Origin of the sequence: Chitinophaga silvisoli, from assembly GCF_003412465.1 — a bacterium.
Classification (GTDB): domain Bacteria; phylum Bacteroidota; class Bacteroidia; order Chitinophagales; family Chitinophagaceae; genus Chitinophaga; species Chitinophaga silvisoli.
Genome location: NZ_QTJV01000007.1, coordinates 156766 through 172564, shown reverse-complemented (window position 1 = coordinate 172564; position 15799 = coordinate 156766). Strand labels below are relative to the sequence as shown.

Genomic DNA, 15799 nt, shown 5'->3' with positions numbered 1-15799 from the left:
AATATAAAGGGCATCCTTCAAAACCTTCACCGGCAAAAAATATATTTAATCCATCTCCATTGTCTCCACCCATCTGAAAATCTCTGCTGATCAGGCATGCTTAAAAAAGATCTCCGTAGCCCCAAACCCGTATCTCGGGTGGTATTCATTCACAAACTTATCAACTCCGGGCGTATCTCTTAAGATCATATGAATCTCATCCTTGAGTCTGCCCTTCCCTACCCCATGAATCACGAACATTGTATGCTGATGATGAGAAATCGCCAATTCAAGATAGCGTACAAACTCATTGAGCTGGATAGCAAGAATTTCGATATTCTTCATCCCTTTCCAATCCGGCGTGAGCTGTTCGATGTGCAGGTCGAGTTCATACTTGGGCGTGATCGGTGGTTCGGGTGCGCTATTGGTGATAGTCGTAGTCGTGCCTGCCGAGAACTTACCGATCGACGAAGTATCGAAATCATTGACTGATTTTTCCGGCTTTGGTGGGAACTTTTCAAACAGTAAATAACTTAATGTAGCGTTTCTTCTGGCTTGTAAATCACTTAGTTGCTGAAAAATCTGCTTGGTTTTTATTTTCCAGGTTTTCTGGAAAGAGGGTGCCAGTTTTGGATCTGGTTCTTTCGGGTAAAAAGTGAATTCTATCCTGGGCCCATCGTTCAGCGATTCGAAAGGCAGGTCGCTGAGGTAGAAATTAGCGAAGGGCTGAATTTCATTTTTCATTTCCAGTTCCAGCTGGTTTTTGAGGTAGACCTGGAAATGGAATTTCCAGGCGCTGTTGGTCTCATTGGCCAGGTGGAATTTAAGTTGTTCTACATTCTCCTCATATCCTTCTACACGGAATACGGGCAGAACGGAGAGGAATACCCCTTTGTCCATTCTGAAAGTATCCTGTTTTTTCTCAGGTTTGATATCGAAACCGGCTTTTCTGGCTGGTGGGTTGCCATTCTTAGGAGTGGTTGTAAACCGGTGAAAATAAGGGAAATCGATTTGGTCCAGGTACACCGGGAATGTCACTTTGCCGATCTCTACCATCACCATGTCGGCGTTGATGATATCGACAACGGTACCTTCTTCTTTTGAGTGAAGCAATATTATCTTATCTCCAATCTCGTACTTCATGATTACTAAACTGCGGCTCTATTAGACAGCTGGCAGGAGTCCCTGATAGCTGTATCGCAGTGTGCAAAACTACATAAATTATAGGACTTCTGTTTTTGGGGCGGAGAGAGGGTAAGACAGGGAGAGGTGATTGGGTGCTCACGCCAAAACAGATAGCAGGCTCCCCTGCTACCTGTTTCCTGTGCAGCAAATAACATCAATTTATTGAATTCCAATCTTATATGCACACTCATGCTGGATGCCGGCGCATATAACCATCATATGAAAGGGGGCCACTACCTTCTACAAGGAATGCTAACAGTAACAGCAGAACAAGGATGGAAAGGCCGGATTCATTATGTACACTAAATAACCCGGTAGGTGTATGTACAAAGATGAGGGCGCCGAGAAGAATGGGGATCTGTGCAAGGACAGCAACTCGAGTGAGGAGACCAAATGTGATAAGGACCCCGCCCAGGAGATGAGCAAAGACAATGTAATGAGCAAGCCAGAAGGAAAGAACCGTGATAAACGGGCTTTGGTTTATCACTGCTTTGAGAACATCGATATTTTGAATGAATACAACTCCTTTCCAGAACAAAAATATTCCAAGGAGAATGCGAATGCCATCTACCCATTTAGGATGATGCGATTCGCCCCAATGGTCAATTCGCTGTAGCAGGTTCATAAAATATGAGTTTTAGGATCAAAGAACTACTTAAATATAAGGTTTTTTTGTGAAATCTCCAAATTAGGTAAGTGGTACAAGGTATTAGGGATGAGGTGGTTATATAAAAAAGGGGCCTCTGCTGAAAGCAGAGGCCCCTTTTCTGTTTATTTTAATGTCTATTGAATATGCACCTTTGCCACATCTTCATTCAGCTTACTCTTCCTGTAGCTATATCCAAAATAAATCGCTAATCCAATCAACAACCAAACCGTAAACACCTCCCAGTTACTCAGCCCAATCTCCGTCATCAGGTAAAAACAACTCAGCAATCCTAACACCGGAATCAACGACAGCTTCTTCCAAAACGACAGCACTACAAAAACAATCGTCGCCACCGCAAAGAAGAAAAACGGAATATTATGCTTCCATACATCCCAGCCGCCTGCCAATGAAAAACGGGTAGGCAGTTCCTTCCTGAAGATATAAATAAAGATCAGCACTATCGCCGGAACAATATACTGACCATTAATGTATGGCAGACGGAATCGCTTGCTACCATCATTCGCCGGCTGCGGAGGCAGTAACAATACGCCACCACATACCAGGATAAATGCAAACAAAGTACCGATACTGGTCAGGTCCGTCACCACTGTCAGGTTCAAAAACAGTGCAGGTACTCCTACAATTACCCCTGTGATAATCGTTGCAAATGAAGGAGTTTTAAACTTAGGATGGATCTTACTGAATTTCTTCGGCAACAAACCATCCCGGCTCATACTCATCCAGATTCGCGGCTGGCCAATCTGGAACACCAGCAGTACGCTCGTAGTAGCTACCACCGCACTCACCGAGATCAGGAAACTTACTTTATGAAGATTTACTGCATTGAATACGAATGCCAGGGGATCCTCCACTTTCAGCTGTGAATAAGACACCATCCCTGTCAGCACAAACGCAATCAGGATATACAATACCGTACAAATAATCAGTGAATATATCATCCCCTTTGGCAAATCACGCTGTGGGTTCGCACATTCTTCGGCGGTGGTACTGATCGCATCAAAACCTATGTAGGCAAAAAATACGGCAGACACCCCCTTCAATACACCTGAAAAACCATTCGGCATGAACGGTGACCAGTTGTCCGGATGTACATAAAATGAACCGACGATAATGACAAAGAGAATGACCGCGATTTTGAGTCCGACCATGAAGTTGGCGCTCTTTTTACTTTCACGGATGCCAACATAGGCGAGGTAAGTGACTAATACTACTATGATGAAAGCAGGTAAATTGAGGATGACAGGTAGACTGCCAATGTGCGGTGCTGATGCATAAATCTCAGGCGTGGCACTATCGTAATTACTTGTAAGCCAGAGCGGCAGGGAAAGATTCATCCCGAAAGCTTTGCCGACACCGGCAAGTAAGTTATTGAAGTAACCGCTCCACGATATGGCAACTGCAATGTTCCCGATAGCATATTCCAGGATCAATGCCCAGCCAATCACCCATGCTGCCAGCTCTCCAAATGTTACATATGAATAGGTATAAGCACTGCCCGACACTGGTACCCTGCTGGCAAATTCAGCATAACAGAGTGCCGAGAAGCCACAGGTAACTGCGGTGATGATAAACAGTAAGGATACCCCGGGACCACCATGAAAAGAAGCCTCCCCGATGGTGGAGAAGATGCCTGCGCCGATTACGGCTGCAATCCCCATTGCTGTCAGGTCCTTTACTTTCAGTACTTTGTGTAGGCCGCCACCATGTGCGTCATCTGATAAACCATCTTGTGCATCTTTCAGAATTGTAGTAATAGATTTCTTACGAAACAGCGATTTAGACATCTGGTGGTGATATTTTTTTGTTGTTGACCTTCCTTAGGTTTAGCGATAGTACGAAGATATTGAAATTAAATCAATGCACTCTTTTATGCAGGAAACCAAGCAGTTGGTAGCCGGTTTAAAAAACAGGAGGCATTTCTCCTATAAAAAGAAATCACCCTGATTTATCACGATTGTTGCTCCACGATAAGCCAGGATGATTCCCATATTTTAATTAATGTTCCCTTTTTAACAGGAAATCAGCCAATTCTATCAGCGGCTGCTTTCTCGCAGATAATACCGCGATCTTTTCCAGGTGCTCCAGTGCCAGGTCATGAAACCTTTCCTTCTCTTTCTCCGCCCACTGATCAATCTGGCAATCATGGAATAATTCCAGCACCTGTGCCACCTTATCCTCCGGATTTGTCGCCAGCAGTTCCTTCAGTTTGCTCCGCTGTGTGCCATTGCACAACTCCAGTGCTTTGAGCAGGAGAAAGGTCTTCTTATTCACAAGGATATCTCCCCCCTGTTGTTTCCCAAATTTTTCCGGGTCTCCGAAAGCATCCAAAAAGTCATCCTGGATCTGAAAGGCAATCCCTACGTTCTTCCCAAACTGGTACAGGTGCTCCTGGTTATATTCACTTCCTCCACCAATGATTGCGCCCATCTTCAGACTGGCAGCAAGCAATACGGAGGTTTTAAGTGCGATCATATTTACATAGTCGTCATACTGTACATGCTCCGGCTCCATCTCTTCAAAATCCATATCTATCTGCTGGCCTTCGCATACTTCTATCGCGGCTTTATTAAATGCTGCCAGCAGCTTTTGTTTATACTGAGGCTGTACCTTGTTCAGGTATTCATATACATTTATCAACATCACATCTCCGGCCAGGATCGCAGCTGTATCACCATACAGGGTATGCACGGTCGGTTGGTTTCTGCGAAGGGGAGCCTTGTCCATCAAATCGTCGTGTACGAGGGTGAAGTTGTGAAAGAGTTCCACCGCGGTACCCACCTGGTAGGCATCCGGATGGATGGTATCAAACAACTCATTGCCCATCAATGCCAGGATAGGCCGGATTCGTTTGCCGCCTATCTTCAGTATGTGGCTGGCTGCATCGTACAGTTTCTTTGGTTTTTCCGGAAAATGTTCCTTCGCAAAATGTTCTCCAAACTGGATCGTTAATTCCTGAAATGAATGCATGGTATCTTGTCAATAATTATGAATCGGGTCGAAATTAGGCCTTTTTACGGGAAGCGCCGCTCCCCTTCTTGTCTGATGTTGATTTCTTCTTACCAGCGGTAGATTTTGCTTTGCCTTTGGCAGGGCCGCCTTTCTTTTCAGCAGACTGCTTTTTGCCACGGGGTGGGCGGTTCTGGTTGTCGAAATCCACGTCCTCACTTTTCCTGCCGCGTGGAGTCCTGCCGGAAGCAGAGAAATCACCTTCCCCATTTCTCCTGCGGGACACCCTGCCCTGTGCCGGAAACCCTGCATCTTCATCCTCTATCAGCTCATAATCCAACTGTCTCTTCACCAGGTTCGCAGCAGCTACCTGCACTTTCACCTTATCCCCAATCCTGATCTTCCGGCCGGTATTCATTCCTACCAGGGCATATTCATTCTCATCATATTTAAACTCATCCCTGGTATTCATACTCTGCAGACTCACCAGCCCTTCACACTTCGTATCTACCGTTTCTACCCAGAAACCAAAATGTGCAACCCCACTCACCACACCATCGAAGGTTTCGCCCAGGAAATCCTGCATGTATTCCACCTGCTTGTATTTGTTCGCCGCTCTTTCCGCTTCCATTGCCTTGCGCTCCATCTCTGAAGAGTGCTTACACTTTACATCCATCTGCTTATCTGGATGAATGTCATTCGCCAGGCATTGCGCTACCACGCGATGTACCATTACATCCGGGTAACGACGGATTGGAGAGGTAAAGTGGCAATAGTGATCGAAGCCCAATCCGTAGTGACCAATATCTTCTGTCTGGTAAACCGCTTTGGCCATGGTACGGATGCCCAGGGTTTCGAGTACGTGTTGCTCAGGTTTCCCTTTCGCCATCTGCAACATAGCATTGAAACTATTGGCCAGTGCGTCTGGGTTTGACAGATCCAGCTTATGACCGAATTTGCTTGCAAAACCAGAGAACACCTTCAGCTTTTCTTCGTCCGGTGTATCGTGGGTACGATATGGGAATGGCACCTGCTGGTTGTTGCCGATGCGGATGTTGTATACATATTCTGCCACCTTTTTATTAGCCAGCAGCATAAACTCTTCAATGAGCTGGTGAGCTTCCTTGCTCTCCTTGATCATAATGCCGATCGGCTTTGCATTCTCATCCAGCTGGAAGCGTACCTCCTGTGAGGAGAAATTGATGGCACCGTGTTGAATACGTGCTTTGCGCATAGTCTGGGCAATAGAATTCAACAGCAACACTTCCTCTTTGTAAGGCCCTTCGCCTGATTCGATGATCTCCTGCACTTCTTCGTAGGTAAAGCGGTGATCGGAATGGATCACGGTTCTGCCTATCCATTGTTCTTTGATCTCTCCTTTCTCATTCATTTTGAATACAGCGGAGAAGGTCAGTTTATCTTCGTGCGGACGAAGGGAACAGAGTTCGTTCGAGATCTTCTCAGGCAGCATTGGCAGTACACGATCCGGCAGGTATACGGAAGTGGCGCGTTTGTCCGCCTCCTTGTCCAGCGCGGTATCCGGCAGCACATAGTGGCTCACGTCCGCAATGTGTACCCCGATTTCATACCAGCCAGCGCGGGTCTTTTTGATAGAGAGGGCATCATCAAAGTCTTTGGCATCTACCGGGTCGATGGTAAAGGTGAGGGTCTTGCGGAAGTCCTTCCTTTGCTTTACTTCGGCAGGGCTGATGTCTTCTTTGATGGCCTGCAGTTCCTGGATCACGTCTGCCGGGAAACTGAGGGGGAATCCTGCTTCGATAAGGATCTCCTTCATGGCCAGGTCGTTGGTATCGCTGGCATCGAGGAGTTCTACAATCTCGCCAACGGGCTTGCGGGTCTTTTCGCCCCACTGCACCACCTTTACAACGGCTTTATCGCCGGTTTTCAGGTCTTTCACCGCGTTTGCAGGAATATATATATCCGGCATAAAAGTGCCCTTATCAGGTACCAGGAATGCAAATCCTTTATTCACCTGCAGGGTGCCGGTAAATTCTGTTTTCTTACGTTTAGTAATCCCCGTTATCACGCCTTCCATCCGGCCCAGGTTCCTGCCCTGCTTGATTACATCAACGCTTACTTCATCACCGTCCAAAGCGGTGTTCAGGTTTTTCTGTCTTACCAGTACATCTTTATCCTGTCCTTCGACGATGACGAAGGCCATGCCGGAACGGGTAATTTCTACTGTCCCATTGTAGGTTTTCTTCTGGCTGCTATTACCTTTTTCTCTGTGGCCGGAACTTTTTTCTCTGTTGCCGGCACCTTTTGCTTTTTGAGGTTTTTTCTTTTTAGTCATTCTCGTAACATTTAATCATGGTTACTTCCAAACCGTTCCACGTAATCAAAAATATAATTATTAAATGAATCTCCTTCCCCGAACAGGAAAGATATTTCCACCGGCATAACGGCGATGGTTATGTTGCGCTCCCGGAGTTGCGGGGCCAGGAGCTGTAGCCTGACGGCATCTTTCTCGGTGGTAATCACCATTTTGTTGTCCCCTGGCAGGTTATTCAGTTCACGTTGTATCTTGTCAAGGTCGTGTCCAGCATAATAATAATGATCGGGAAAAGACAGCAGGAAGACCTCCCGGTTGCTGCTTTTCAGTTCCTGCAGGAGTGGTTCAGGGCGGGCGATCCCGGCTACCAGCAGCAGTGTTGTAGCTGCCGGTACGGTGATAGGTTCACCGCTGAACATATCGTACAAGTTACCATATTGCAGGGTAGTAAAATATACATGTTGCCCAGGCAAGGGATTGATTTCCTGCCTGATAGCATTTTTTTCAGCCAGGGAGAGCTGTGGCGGACATTTGGATACGATGATACAATTCGCCCTTTCGTATCCTTTACGTCCTTCCCTGAGGCGGCCGAAAGGCACCACGTGATCTTTGGTAAACCGGCGGCTGTAGTCGGTAATCATGATGTTCATACCAGGCTTTACAGAGCGGTGCTGGAAAGCATCATCCAGCAAAATCACCTGTGTATCATGGCGCTCCATGAGCAGTTGCGGTATGGCCAGCATTCTTTCTTCGCCCACGCATACGCTGATGTCCGGGTATTTTTGATGAAACTGCATGGGCTCATCTCCAAGCTGTGAGGCGGTACTGTTTTCATCCGCCAGCAGGTAGCCTTTGGTACGGCGGTTGTAGCCACGGCTCAGGGTAGCAGTATGAAAACGGTCTTTGAGCAGGCGGATGAGGTATTCGACATGCGGTGTCTTGCCGGTGCCGCCTACTGAGAGGTTGCCGACGGCGATCACAGGCAGGTCAAACTCCACGGCTGTAAGTACTTTATTGTCGTAGAAGCGGTTGCGCGTCCACATGACCAGGCCATACAGGAGTGAGAAAGGATATAATAAGATCTTGAGATAATTCAGCATGCATCAGCTTTTTGTGAAATGATAGATGGTATTGGGAGTAACCACGATGTTTAGTGGCACATCCCAGGGACCGATGTCGGCAATGCCGGCTACGGGATCGAAGAGTGACAGTCCGATAGTGAGCACGTCGGGGCGGCATTGTTCCAGGAAGCGGTCGTACATCCCTTTGCCATAGCCTACGCGGTGTCCGGCAGTATCGAATGCCAGCAGTGGTACGAATACCAGGTCCAGGTCTGCCGGTGAGATGAGGATGCCGCCTGCAGGCTCCGGGATCCCGTACGCGTTCTTTTCCAGTACGGTGTTTTGCTCCCAAAGGTAATGCAACATGGTACTATTGGACATATTGGAACGGGAAATTACCCATTGAAGGGCCGGGAATGTGGCCCTGGCCTGGTCTACAATGGCGTGTGTATCCACTTCTTTTTTTTCCCTGATAGGTAGAAAAATGTGTGCCAGCTTATAAGGGCTGAAATCCAGCAGCCGGCATTGAGCAAGCAGCTGCGCGTTGAGCGTGGTAATCTGTTCTGTGGGAGTGTTGAGTCTTTTTTCAAGAAACTCCCGGCGTATATCCTTTTTTGTTAACAAATGGTACTCTGCATTATTTTAACTGTAAAGATAGCTTTTCTGCCTGTTCCTTTACAAAAGCCTTGTCAATATGGCTGGCCTGGGGAATCCGTCCCAGTTTCGGGAATCCGGACCATGCCACTACCTCGTCTTCATTTGAGTGGGTATCACCGCTGAAGATCCAGCCCAGTACAGGGATTTTTTCCTGTTTCAGTACGCTGGCGGTGAGCAGCGAGTGATTGATGGAGCCGAGATAATTGCCGGCTACGATGATCACCCTGGCTTTGAGCTGCCGGATCAGGTCTATGGTGAAAATGGTGTCGGTGATAGGTACCATGAGGCCGCCGGCACCTTCGATGATGAAGGGACGATTGGCAGGCTGGTAGGTATCAGCTATTTCTGTTATTCTTTTTACATTGATGGTAATGCCTTCCAGTCTTGCCGCCAGGTGCGGACTGGCGGGTTCTTTGAGGCAGTAGGCCTCCCTGTGGCATTTGGATACTGGATTGCTAAGCAGGCTTTTAATGGTATCGGTATCCGTACCTTCGGTCAGACCGGTTTGGACAGGTTTCCAGTAATCTGCCTGGAGAGACTCGGTAATGATGGCGGAGGAAATGGTTTTGCCTACGCCTGTGCCGATGCCGGTGATGAAGATGCGGTTTGTCATAATTGTGCAAAGATATTGTATATTAATTATATAGTAAGATATTGGCCTGCAGACCGCTTTTTTCGCTTCCTGATAATTATCTTATTTTCGCTCCGATCAATATAATATAGTTATGAAGTTTTGCAACAGCATCCTTGAAACCATAGGAAACACCCCATTGGTAAAACTCCACCGCGTTACCGCAGGCCTGCCCTGCCCCGTCTTTGCCAAAGTAGAATTCTTTAACCCGGGCAACTCTATCAAAGACCGTATGGCTGTAAAAATGGTAGAAGTAGCCGAACAACAAGGTTTACTTAAACCCGGTGGTACCATCATCGAAGGCACCTCCGGCAACACAGGTATGGGCCTGGCCCTGGCCGCTGTGATCAAAGGCTACAAATGTATCTTTACCACTACTGATAAACAATCAAAAGAAAAGGTAGACATCCTGAAGGCAGTAGGTGCAGAAGTAATTGTATGCCCTACTAACGTAGAGCCTGAAGATCCCCGCTCCTACTACTCTGTGTCCAAACGCCTGGCGACAGAAGTACCCAACAGTTTTTACGTAAATCAATACGATAACCTCGCTAACCGCGATGCGCACTATGAACAAACAGGGCCTGAAATCTGGGAACAGACAGATGGTAAGATCACGCACCTCGTGGTAGCTACCGGTACCGGTGGGACTATCACTGGTACAGGCAAATTTCTGAAAGAAAAGAATCCGGATATAAAAGTCTGGGCGATAGATAGCTATGGTTCCCTGCTCAAGAAGTACTTCGAAACCGGTGAACAGGATATGTCGGAAGTATATCCTTACATCACCGAAGGTATTGGTGAGGACTTCGTGCCGCAGAACTATGATATGAGTGTGATTGATGCCTTTACAAAAGTAACGGATAAGGATGGTGCTGTCATGGCAAGACGTATTACCAAGGAAGAAGGCATCTTCGTGGGCTACTCAGCCGGTTCCGCTATAGCTGGACTTTTGCAGCTGAAAGCAAGTTTGAAACCAACGGATGTGGTAGTTGTGATCTTCCATGATTCCGGCAGCCGCTATGTAGGTAAAGTCTATAATGACCAGTGGATGATGGAGAGAGGTTTCCTGGATGTGAAGACAGTGAAAGATGTGGTGAACGGTCGCCGTAACCAGCCCCTGGTAACGATTCAGCAGGAGGAGAAAGTGAGTGATGTGATTACTAAAATGAAGAAATACGATATCGAACATATCCCTGTATTGCATAACCAGGAAGTAGTAGGATCTATATCAGAGAATGGTTTGTTCATCAAACTGATTGATGATGTGAACCTGAAGGATGCACAGGTGAAACAGGTGATGCAGGCTAAATTTCCTGAAGTAAAAATGGATACGCCGATAGAGAAATTATCTTCTTATATCAATAAAGAAAACGGTGCGGTGCTGACAAGAGATGAAAGTGGAAATGCACACATAGTGACCAAATACGATATCATTCAGGCACTTGGCAGTTAATACATTTGATATTGGCCACTGAGATGTCTTATATAGATCAAACTGGCAGGGAGTTAAGGTGGCACTTTCCTCCCCGCCGTATTGTGTCGCTGGTGCCTTCGCAAACAGAGTTGTTATTTGACCTGGGATTGTCAACGGAGTTGGTGGGTGTGACTAAATTTTGTGTGCATCCCCCGAATCATAAACTGCGCATAGGTGGTACGAAGCGATTGCATATAGAAAAGATAAAGGGTTTGCAACCTGATCTGATCATTGCCAATAAGGAAGAGAATGAACGGGAGCAGGTGGAAAGTCTGATGAAGGAGTTCCCGGTATGGGTGACGGATGTGCATGATCTTTCTGGTGCGCTGGAGATGATCAGGCAGGTGAGTGTGATTACAGGTCGTGGGGAAAAAGGGGCGCAATTATGCGGGGAAATTATTGGAGCATTTAATGAGCTGGCTGTATTAAGAAAATTGTCGCCATTAGGTGTGACAAGAAAGAAGGTGGCTTATTTTATCTGGAAGGATCCCTGGATGGTAGCGGGCGGGGATACTTTTATATCGGCAATGCTGGAGCAATGTGGGTTGGAGAATGTATTTAAGGGGCGGACGCGCTACCCGGTTATTACGCTTGAAGAATTGCAGCACACTGATTGTCAGTTAGTTCTATTGTCTTCAGAACCTTTTCCTTTCAAAGAGGCGCATTTTTCTTCTTTCCCTGACTGGCCGGTAAAGCTGGTAGACGGGGAGATGTTCAGTTGGTATGGCAGTAGAATCTTGCGCGCAGTGGCTTATTTTCGGGAGATTTTCTACCAAAATCAGGCTTTTTTTTGACGAATATCATATAAATCACTAGAAAACATGATTCTAACACTATAAAACTTGTTATTTAGTACTTATATTTGCTGTCCTTAAATGTAAAACAATCCGAAAGCTATGGGAAAATACAGAGCTGGCGTATTATTCGGCGAAGAGCTGGAAGCGCTGTACAATGACGCCAAGAACAATGCATGGGCAATGCCTGCGGTAAACGTGGTAGGTACTAACACAGTGAATGCTGTACTGGAAACTGCTGCTAAAGTAAACTCACCTGTTATTATTCAGTTTTCTAACGGTGGTGCACAGTTCTTTGCAGGTAAAGGAATGCCGAATGATAAGTTGCAGGCTAACATTGCAGGTGGCATTTCCGGTGCAAAACACGTACATGAAGTAGCTAAGTACTACGGTGTACCAGTTGTATTGCACACAGACCATGCTGCTAAAAAATGGTTGCCATGGATCGACGGTCTGCTGGATGCGGGTGAAGAATTTAAGAAACAGACTGGTCAGCCACTGTACAGTTCCCACATGCTGGATCTTTCTGAAGAGCCAATCCATGAGAACATCGAGATCTCTAAGAAATATTTCGAGCGTATGAACAAGCTGGGTATGTCCATCGAAATCGAACTGGGTGTAACCGGTGGTGAAGAAGATGGTGTTGATAACTCCGGCGTTGACAACTCCAAGCTGTATACTCAGCCTGAAGATGTAAACTTCGCTTACGAACAACTGTCTCAGGTAGGTTCCCGTTTTACAGTAGCTGCTGCTTTTGGTAACGTGCATGGTGTTTATTCTCCGGGTAATGTGGCGCTGCGTCCCGAAATCCTGCAGAATTGCCAGCAGTTCATCCAGGCTAAGCACAAGACTGCTCCTAAGCCGGTATATTATGTATTCCATGGTGGTTCAGGTTCTCCTAAGCACCAGATTACAGAAGCGCTGGGTTATGGCGTAATCAAGATGAACCTGGATACAGATATGCAGTGGGCATTCTGGGAAGGTGTTCATGATTTCTATGAATCCAAGAAGGATTATCTGCAGGCTCAGCTGGGTAACCCAGAAGGTGCTGATAAGCCAAATAAGAAATATTATGATCCTCGTGTATGGCTGCGTAAAGGTGAAGAGACTTTCGTTAAACGTCTGGAAGAAGCGTTTAAAGATTTGAACTGTATTGGTAGAAACGCCTAGTTTTGAGGGAGATACTTCAGGGAAGCCGGTAATCTTGGTGATTACCGGCTTCTGCATTTTAGCCCTTCCCCTCCTACGAAAATGGTATTTTCAGGAAAATAGTGAGTACCAGCCTCTTTTGTTATAATATTGCAGATGAGATACTTTTGAAGTTAATTTAATTTGTATCTTGCACAACTATTTTGTAACCTAATAGTTCAATATGTCAAGCTGGTTTAAGCGAATTAAACAAGGCATTCAAACGTCTACAAGTGAGAAGAAAGAAGCGCCGGATGGTTTGTGGCACAAATGCCCTAGCTGCAAAAAAACAGTTACGGTAAAAGACCTGAAGAACCACTTTTACGTGTGCGATAAGTGTAATTACCACAATCGCATCGATTCTGCTGAATATTTCGAGATTTTATTCGATAACAATCAGTTCGAAGAGCTGTTCCCAAATATTTATCCAAAGGACTTCCTGGGCTTCAAGGACTTAAAGCCATATGGCGCAAGACTGGTAGATGCCCAGAAGAAATCCGGCCTGAAAGACGCGATGCGTGTTGGTGTGGGTAAAGTATTTGGCAATGACCTGGTGGTTTCCTGTATGGACTTTGCCTTCATTGGCGGATCTATGGGTTCCGTAGTAGGTGAGAAAATCGCCCGCTCTATTGATTACTGCATTGCGCACAAAATGCCATTGATGATCATCTCCAAATCTGGTGGTGCCCGTATGATGGAAAGTGCGTTTTCTTTGATGCAGATGGCTAAGACCTCTGCCAAGCTGACCCAGCTGGCGGACGCGAAGCTGCCATTCATCTCCCTGGCGACAGATCCTACCACCGGTGGTGTAACGGCATCTTTCGCAATGCTGGGTGACCTGAACATCGCAGAGCCGAAGGCCCTGATTGGTTTCGCTGGTCCACGTATCATTAAGGAGACAATCAAGAAGGACCTGCCGGAAGGTTTCCAGAGTGCTGAGTTCCTGCTGGAACATGGTTTCCTGGACCTGATCATCGACCGTAAGGAAATGAAGGCCAAGCTGGCACAGTTGCTCGAGTTATTTAAAAACTAATTATAGATGATTGCGGATTACAGCAGGTGTGGCGACATGCCTTTGTAATCCGCAATTTGTAAATCCCAATTTTAAAAGTGGCAGAACTGAGAAACAGATCGGCATTTTATGAATATGCAATAGAGGATAAATTTATTGCCGGGATGGTATTGACAGGTACTGAGATTAAATCTATCCGTCAGAGCCGGGTAAGTTTTAATGATTCATTCTGCTATTTTTCTAAAGGAGAATTGTTTGTTAGAAGCCTGCATATCACCGAATATTCGCATGGCGCCTACGCGAATCATGACCCATTGCGCGAACGTAAGCTCCTGTTGACCAAACGGGAACTGCGTAAGATGGAGAATAAGATTAAGGAGAAAGGGTTTACCATCATTCCATTGCGTATTTTTTTGACTGAGAAGGGTTTGGCGAAGATGGAGATAGGTCTTGGCAGAGGTAAGAAGCTGCATGATAAGCGTGAGTCTATAAAGCAGAGAGATACACAGCGGGAGATTAAAAGGTATCTGAAGTAGAAGTTGAGGGGAAGGAGGATTTGTGGAGGTTGAAAGGTTTCTTTGGAGGTCTTTTTAGGAAAAGATCATCCCTTGAAAAACCAGCATGACTACCAGGATGCTTATTCTATTGAATTAAACTACCTGCTATGCACAACATGTGCTTTATAGCAAAGAGATTACCTGCGGCAATCTCTTTTACCAAGGGGACTATACCTACATCATGAAATACAAACCTGACTGTCGCTGGTGGCTAATTGCACCATTTATTCTTGCATTGTCCTGTAAATCAGGAGAAAAACTGTACAATAAGGGTCGTTATGACGAAGCCGTTATTGCATTTGTAAAGAAACTCCGTAAAAGTCCCACCTCTTCGACTTCACTGACTCTATTGCCACAGGCATATGCGCAATCCGTACAATTGCATGAGAAGAATGCAACTGCTGCATTGTCATCCAGTGGGCATTTAAAATTTGAATCGGCCCTGCAGGAGTACCAGGTGCTGCAAAACCTCTATAACAATATTGAAGCATGCCCGGCATGCCTGACGGTGGTAACGCCAAAGGATTACCGGAATGCAATTAATGCTTCCAAAGATACGGCAGCTGCTACGCGATATGATCGTGGCATGGCATTGCTGCGCAATGGAGATAAATTCAGTGCCCGCAAAGCATATAGTAATTTCCAGGCGGCACTGTCCCTGGTGCCGGATTATAAGAATGCCAAAGAGATGATGGACCAGGCCTACCAGATGGGTATGGCGATCGTGGAGGTGAGAGATGTGGCGCTTGTTTCGCAATACGATCAGAGAGCACTGGAACCGGTAGCAGCAGTGTTCAGGGATAATGTGCTGAATAACCTGCGGGCAAAGAATAATAACAACTTTGTACAGATCCTGCCGGAAAGTGAGGTGGTGAAGAATAAACTGCATGCAGATTACCTGGTGGATATCCGGGTGGAAGATTTTTTAGTGAGTAAGCCTAATATCCAGAAGAATTTCAGGGAATTGGTGAAAACGGTAGAGATCGTGGAGCCGGCAGATACGACTAAAAGGCCCAGGCAGAGTGAGAAGATCAGGAAGGAGACTTATAAGGGCGTGTTGTATTTTACGAATGTGACGGTGGTGACAGGTGGCAATATTGTGTGTTACCTGATAGATGGGGCGAATGATGATGATATGGAGAAGATTGTGTTGCCGGCGGATGCAGGATGGAGCAATGCGTTTTGCTATTTTAAGGGGGATGAACGGGTCTTAGCGCCGGAAGACAGGAAGTTGATTGGTGGGCAGGATTTGCCTTCTCCTACTGTGGGAGAATTGTTTCAGGCGGCGGTGGCGAAGTCTTATGGGGAGATTACGAATGTGGTAATGAAGCATTATTCAAATTTCTAAGTTT

The 15799-nt window shown here is 46.2% G+C and carries 14 protein-coding genes; 6 read left to right on the top strand and 8 right to left on the bottom strand.

The features are described 5' to 3' along the window. Window positions 1–90 precede the first annotated feature (90 nt). From DXN04_RS19515 to bioD, 8 genes are all read right to left on the bottom strand, one after another. Window positions 91–1122 (bottom strand): Smr/MutS family protein, encoded by a 1032-nt coding sequence (locus DXN04_RS19515; RefSeq protein ID WP_116855075.1) that lies wholly within the window; start codon window positions 1120–1122, stop codon window positions 91–93. 229 nt (window positions 1123–1351) lie between these two features. Beyond that, window positions 1352–1789: a DoxX family protein gene (locus DXN04_RS19510; RefSeq protein WP_116855074.1), complete on the bottom strand. Its 438-nt coding sequence runs from the start codon at window positions 1787–1789 to the stop codon at window positions 1352–1354. Window positions 1790–1947: 158 nt separating this feature from the next. Continuing rightward, a complete protein-coding gene (locus DXN04_RS19505) occupies window positions 1948–3618 on the bottom strand; it encodes an amino acid permease (protein WP_116855073.1) in 1671 nt (556 codons plus the stop codon). 211 nt (window positions 3619–3829) lie between these two features. Further along, entirely contained in the window at window positions 3830–4801 is a 972-nt protein-coding gene (locus tag DXN04_RS19500) for a polyprenyl synthetase family protein (protein WP_116855072.1), read from the bottom strand. 34 nt (window positions 4802–4835) lie between these two features. Next, the gene (rnr, locus tag DXN04_RS19495) at window positions 4836–7094 is read right to left on the bottom strand and encodes a ribonuclease R (protein ID WP_116855071.1); all 2259 of its coding nucleotides are present in this window, start codon (window positions 7092–7094) and stop codon (window positions 4836–4838) included. An 11-nt stretch (window positions 7095–7105) separates the two neighbouring features. Continuing rightward, the gene (gene lpxK, locus DXN04_RS19490) at window positions 7106–8173 is read right to left on the bottom strand and encodes a tetraacyldisaccharide 4'-kinase (protein WP_116855070.1); all 1068 of its coding nucleotides are present in this window, start codon (window positions 8171–8173) and stop codon (window positions 7106–7108) included. A 3-nt stretch (window positions 8174–8176) separates the two neighbouring features. Beyond that, window positions 8177–8758 (bottom strand): 5-formyltetrahydrofolate cyclo-ligase, encoded by a 582-nt coding sequence (locus DXN04_RS19485; RefSeq protein WP_116855069.1) that lies wholly within the window; start codon window positions 8756–8758, stop codon window positions 8177–8179. Between the two features lie 13 nt (window positions 8759–8771). Then, on the bottom strand, window positions 8772–9404 hold the full coding sequence (gene bioD / locus DXN04_RS19480; protein WP_116855068.1) for a dethiobiotin synthase: 633 nt from the start codon (window positions 9402–9404) through the stop codon (window positions 8772–8774). Between the two features lie 112 nt (window positions 9405–9516). On the opposite strand from bioD, the gene DXN04_RS19475 reads away from it, so the two are divergent. From DXN04_RS19475 to DXN04_RS19450, 6 genes are all read left to right on the top strand, one after another. Then, window positions 9517–10875: a pyridoxal-phosphate dependent enzyme gene (locus DXN04_RS19475; RefSeq protein ID WP_116855067.1), complete on the top strand. Its 1359-nt coding sequence runs from the start codon at window positions 9517–9519 to the stop codon at window positions 10873–10875. A 23-nt stretch (window positions 10876–10898) separates the two neighbouring features. Next, entirely contained in the window at window positions 10899–11690 is a 792-nt protein-coding gene (locus tag DXN04_RS19470; protein ID WP_116855066.1) for a helical backbone metal receptor, read from the top strand. Window positions 11691–11792: 102 nt separating this feature from the next. Continuing rightward, a complete protein-coding gene (fbaA, locus tag DXN04_RS19465) occupies window positions 11793–12860 on the top strand; it encodes a class II fructose-bisphosphate aldolase (RefSeq protein WP_116855065.1) in 1068 nt (355 codons plus the stop codon). Between the two features lie 202 nt (window positions 12861–13062). Next, the gene (accD, locus tag DXN04_RS19460) at window positions 13063–13911 is read left to right on the top strand and encodes an acetyl-CoA carboxylase, carboxyltransferase subunit beta (protein WP_116855064.1); all 849 of its coding nucleotides are present in this window, start codon (window positions 13063–13065) and stop codon (window positions 13909–13911) included. A gap of 77 nt (window positions 13912–13988) precedes the next feature. Continuing rightward, a complete protein-coding gene (smpB, locus tag DXN04_RS19455) occupies window positions 13989–14426 on the top strand; it encodes an SsrA-binding protein SmpB (protein WP_116855063.1) in 438 nt (145 codons plus the stop codon). Between the two features lie 202 nt (window positions 14427–14628). Further along, complete coding sequence (locus DXN04_RS19450) at window positions 14629–15795, top strand: tetratricopeptide repeat protein (RefSeq protein ID WP_116855062.1); 1167 nt, start codon at window positions 14629–14631, stop codon at window positions 15793–15795. Window positions 15796–15799: the final 4 nt, after the last annotated feature.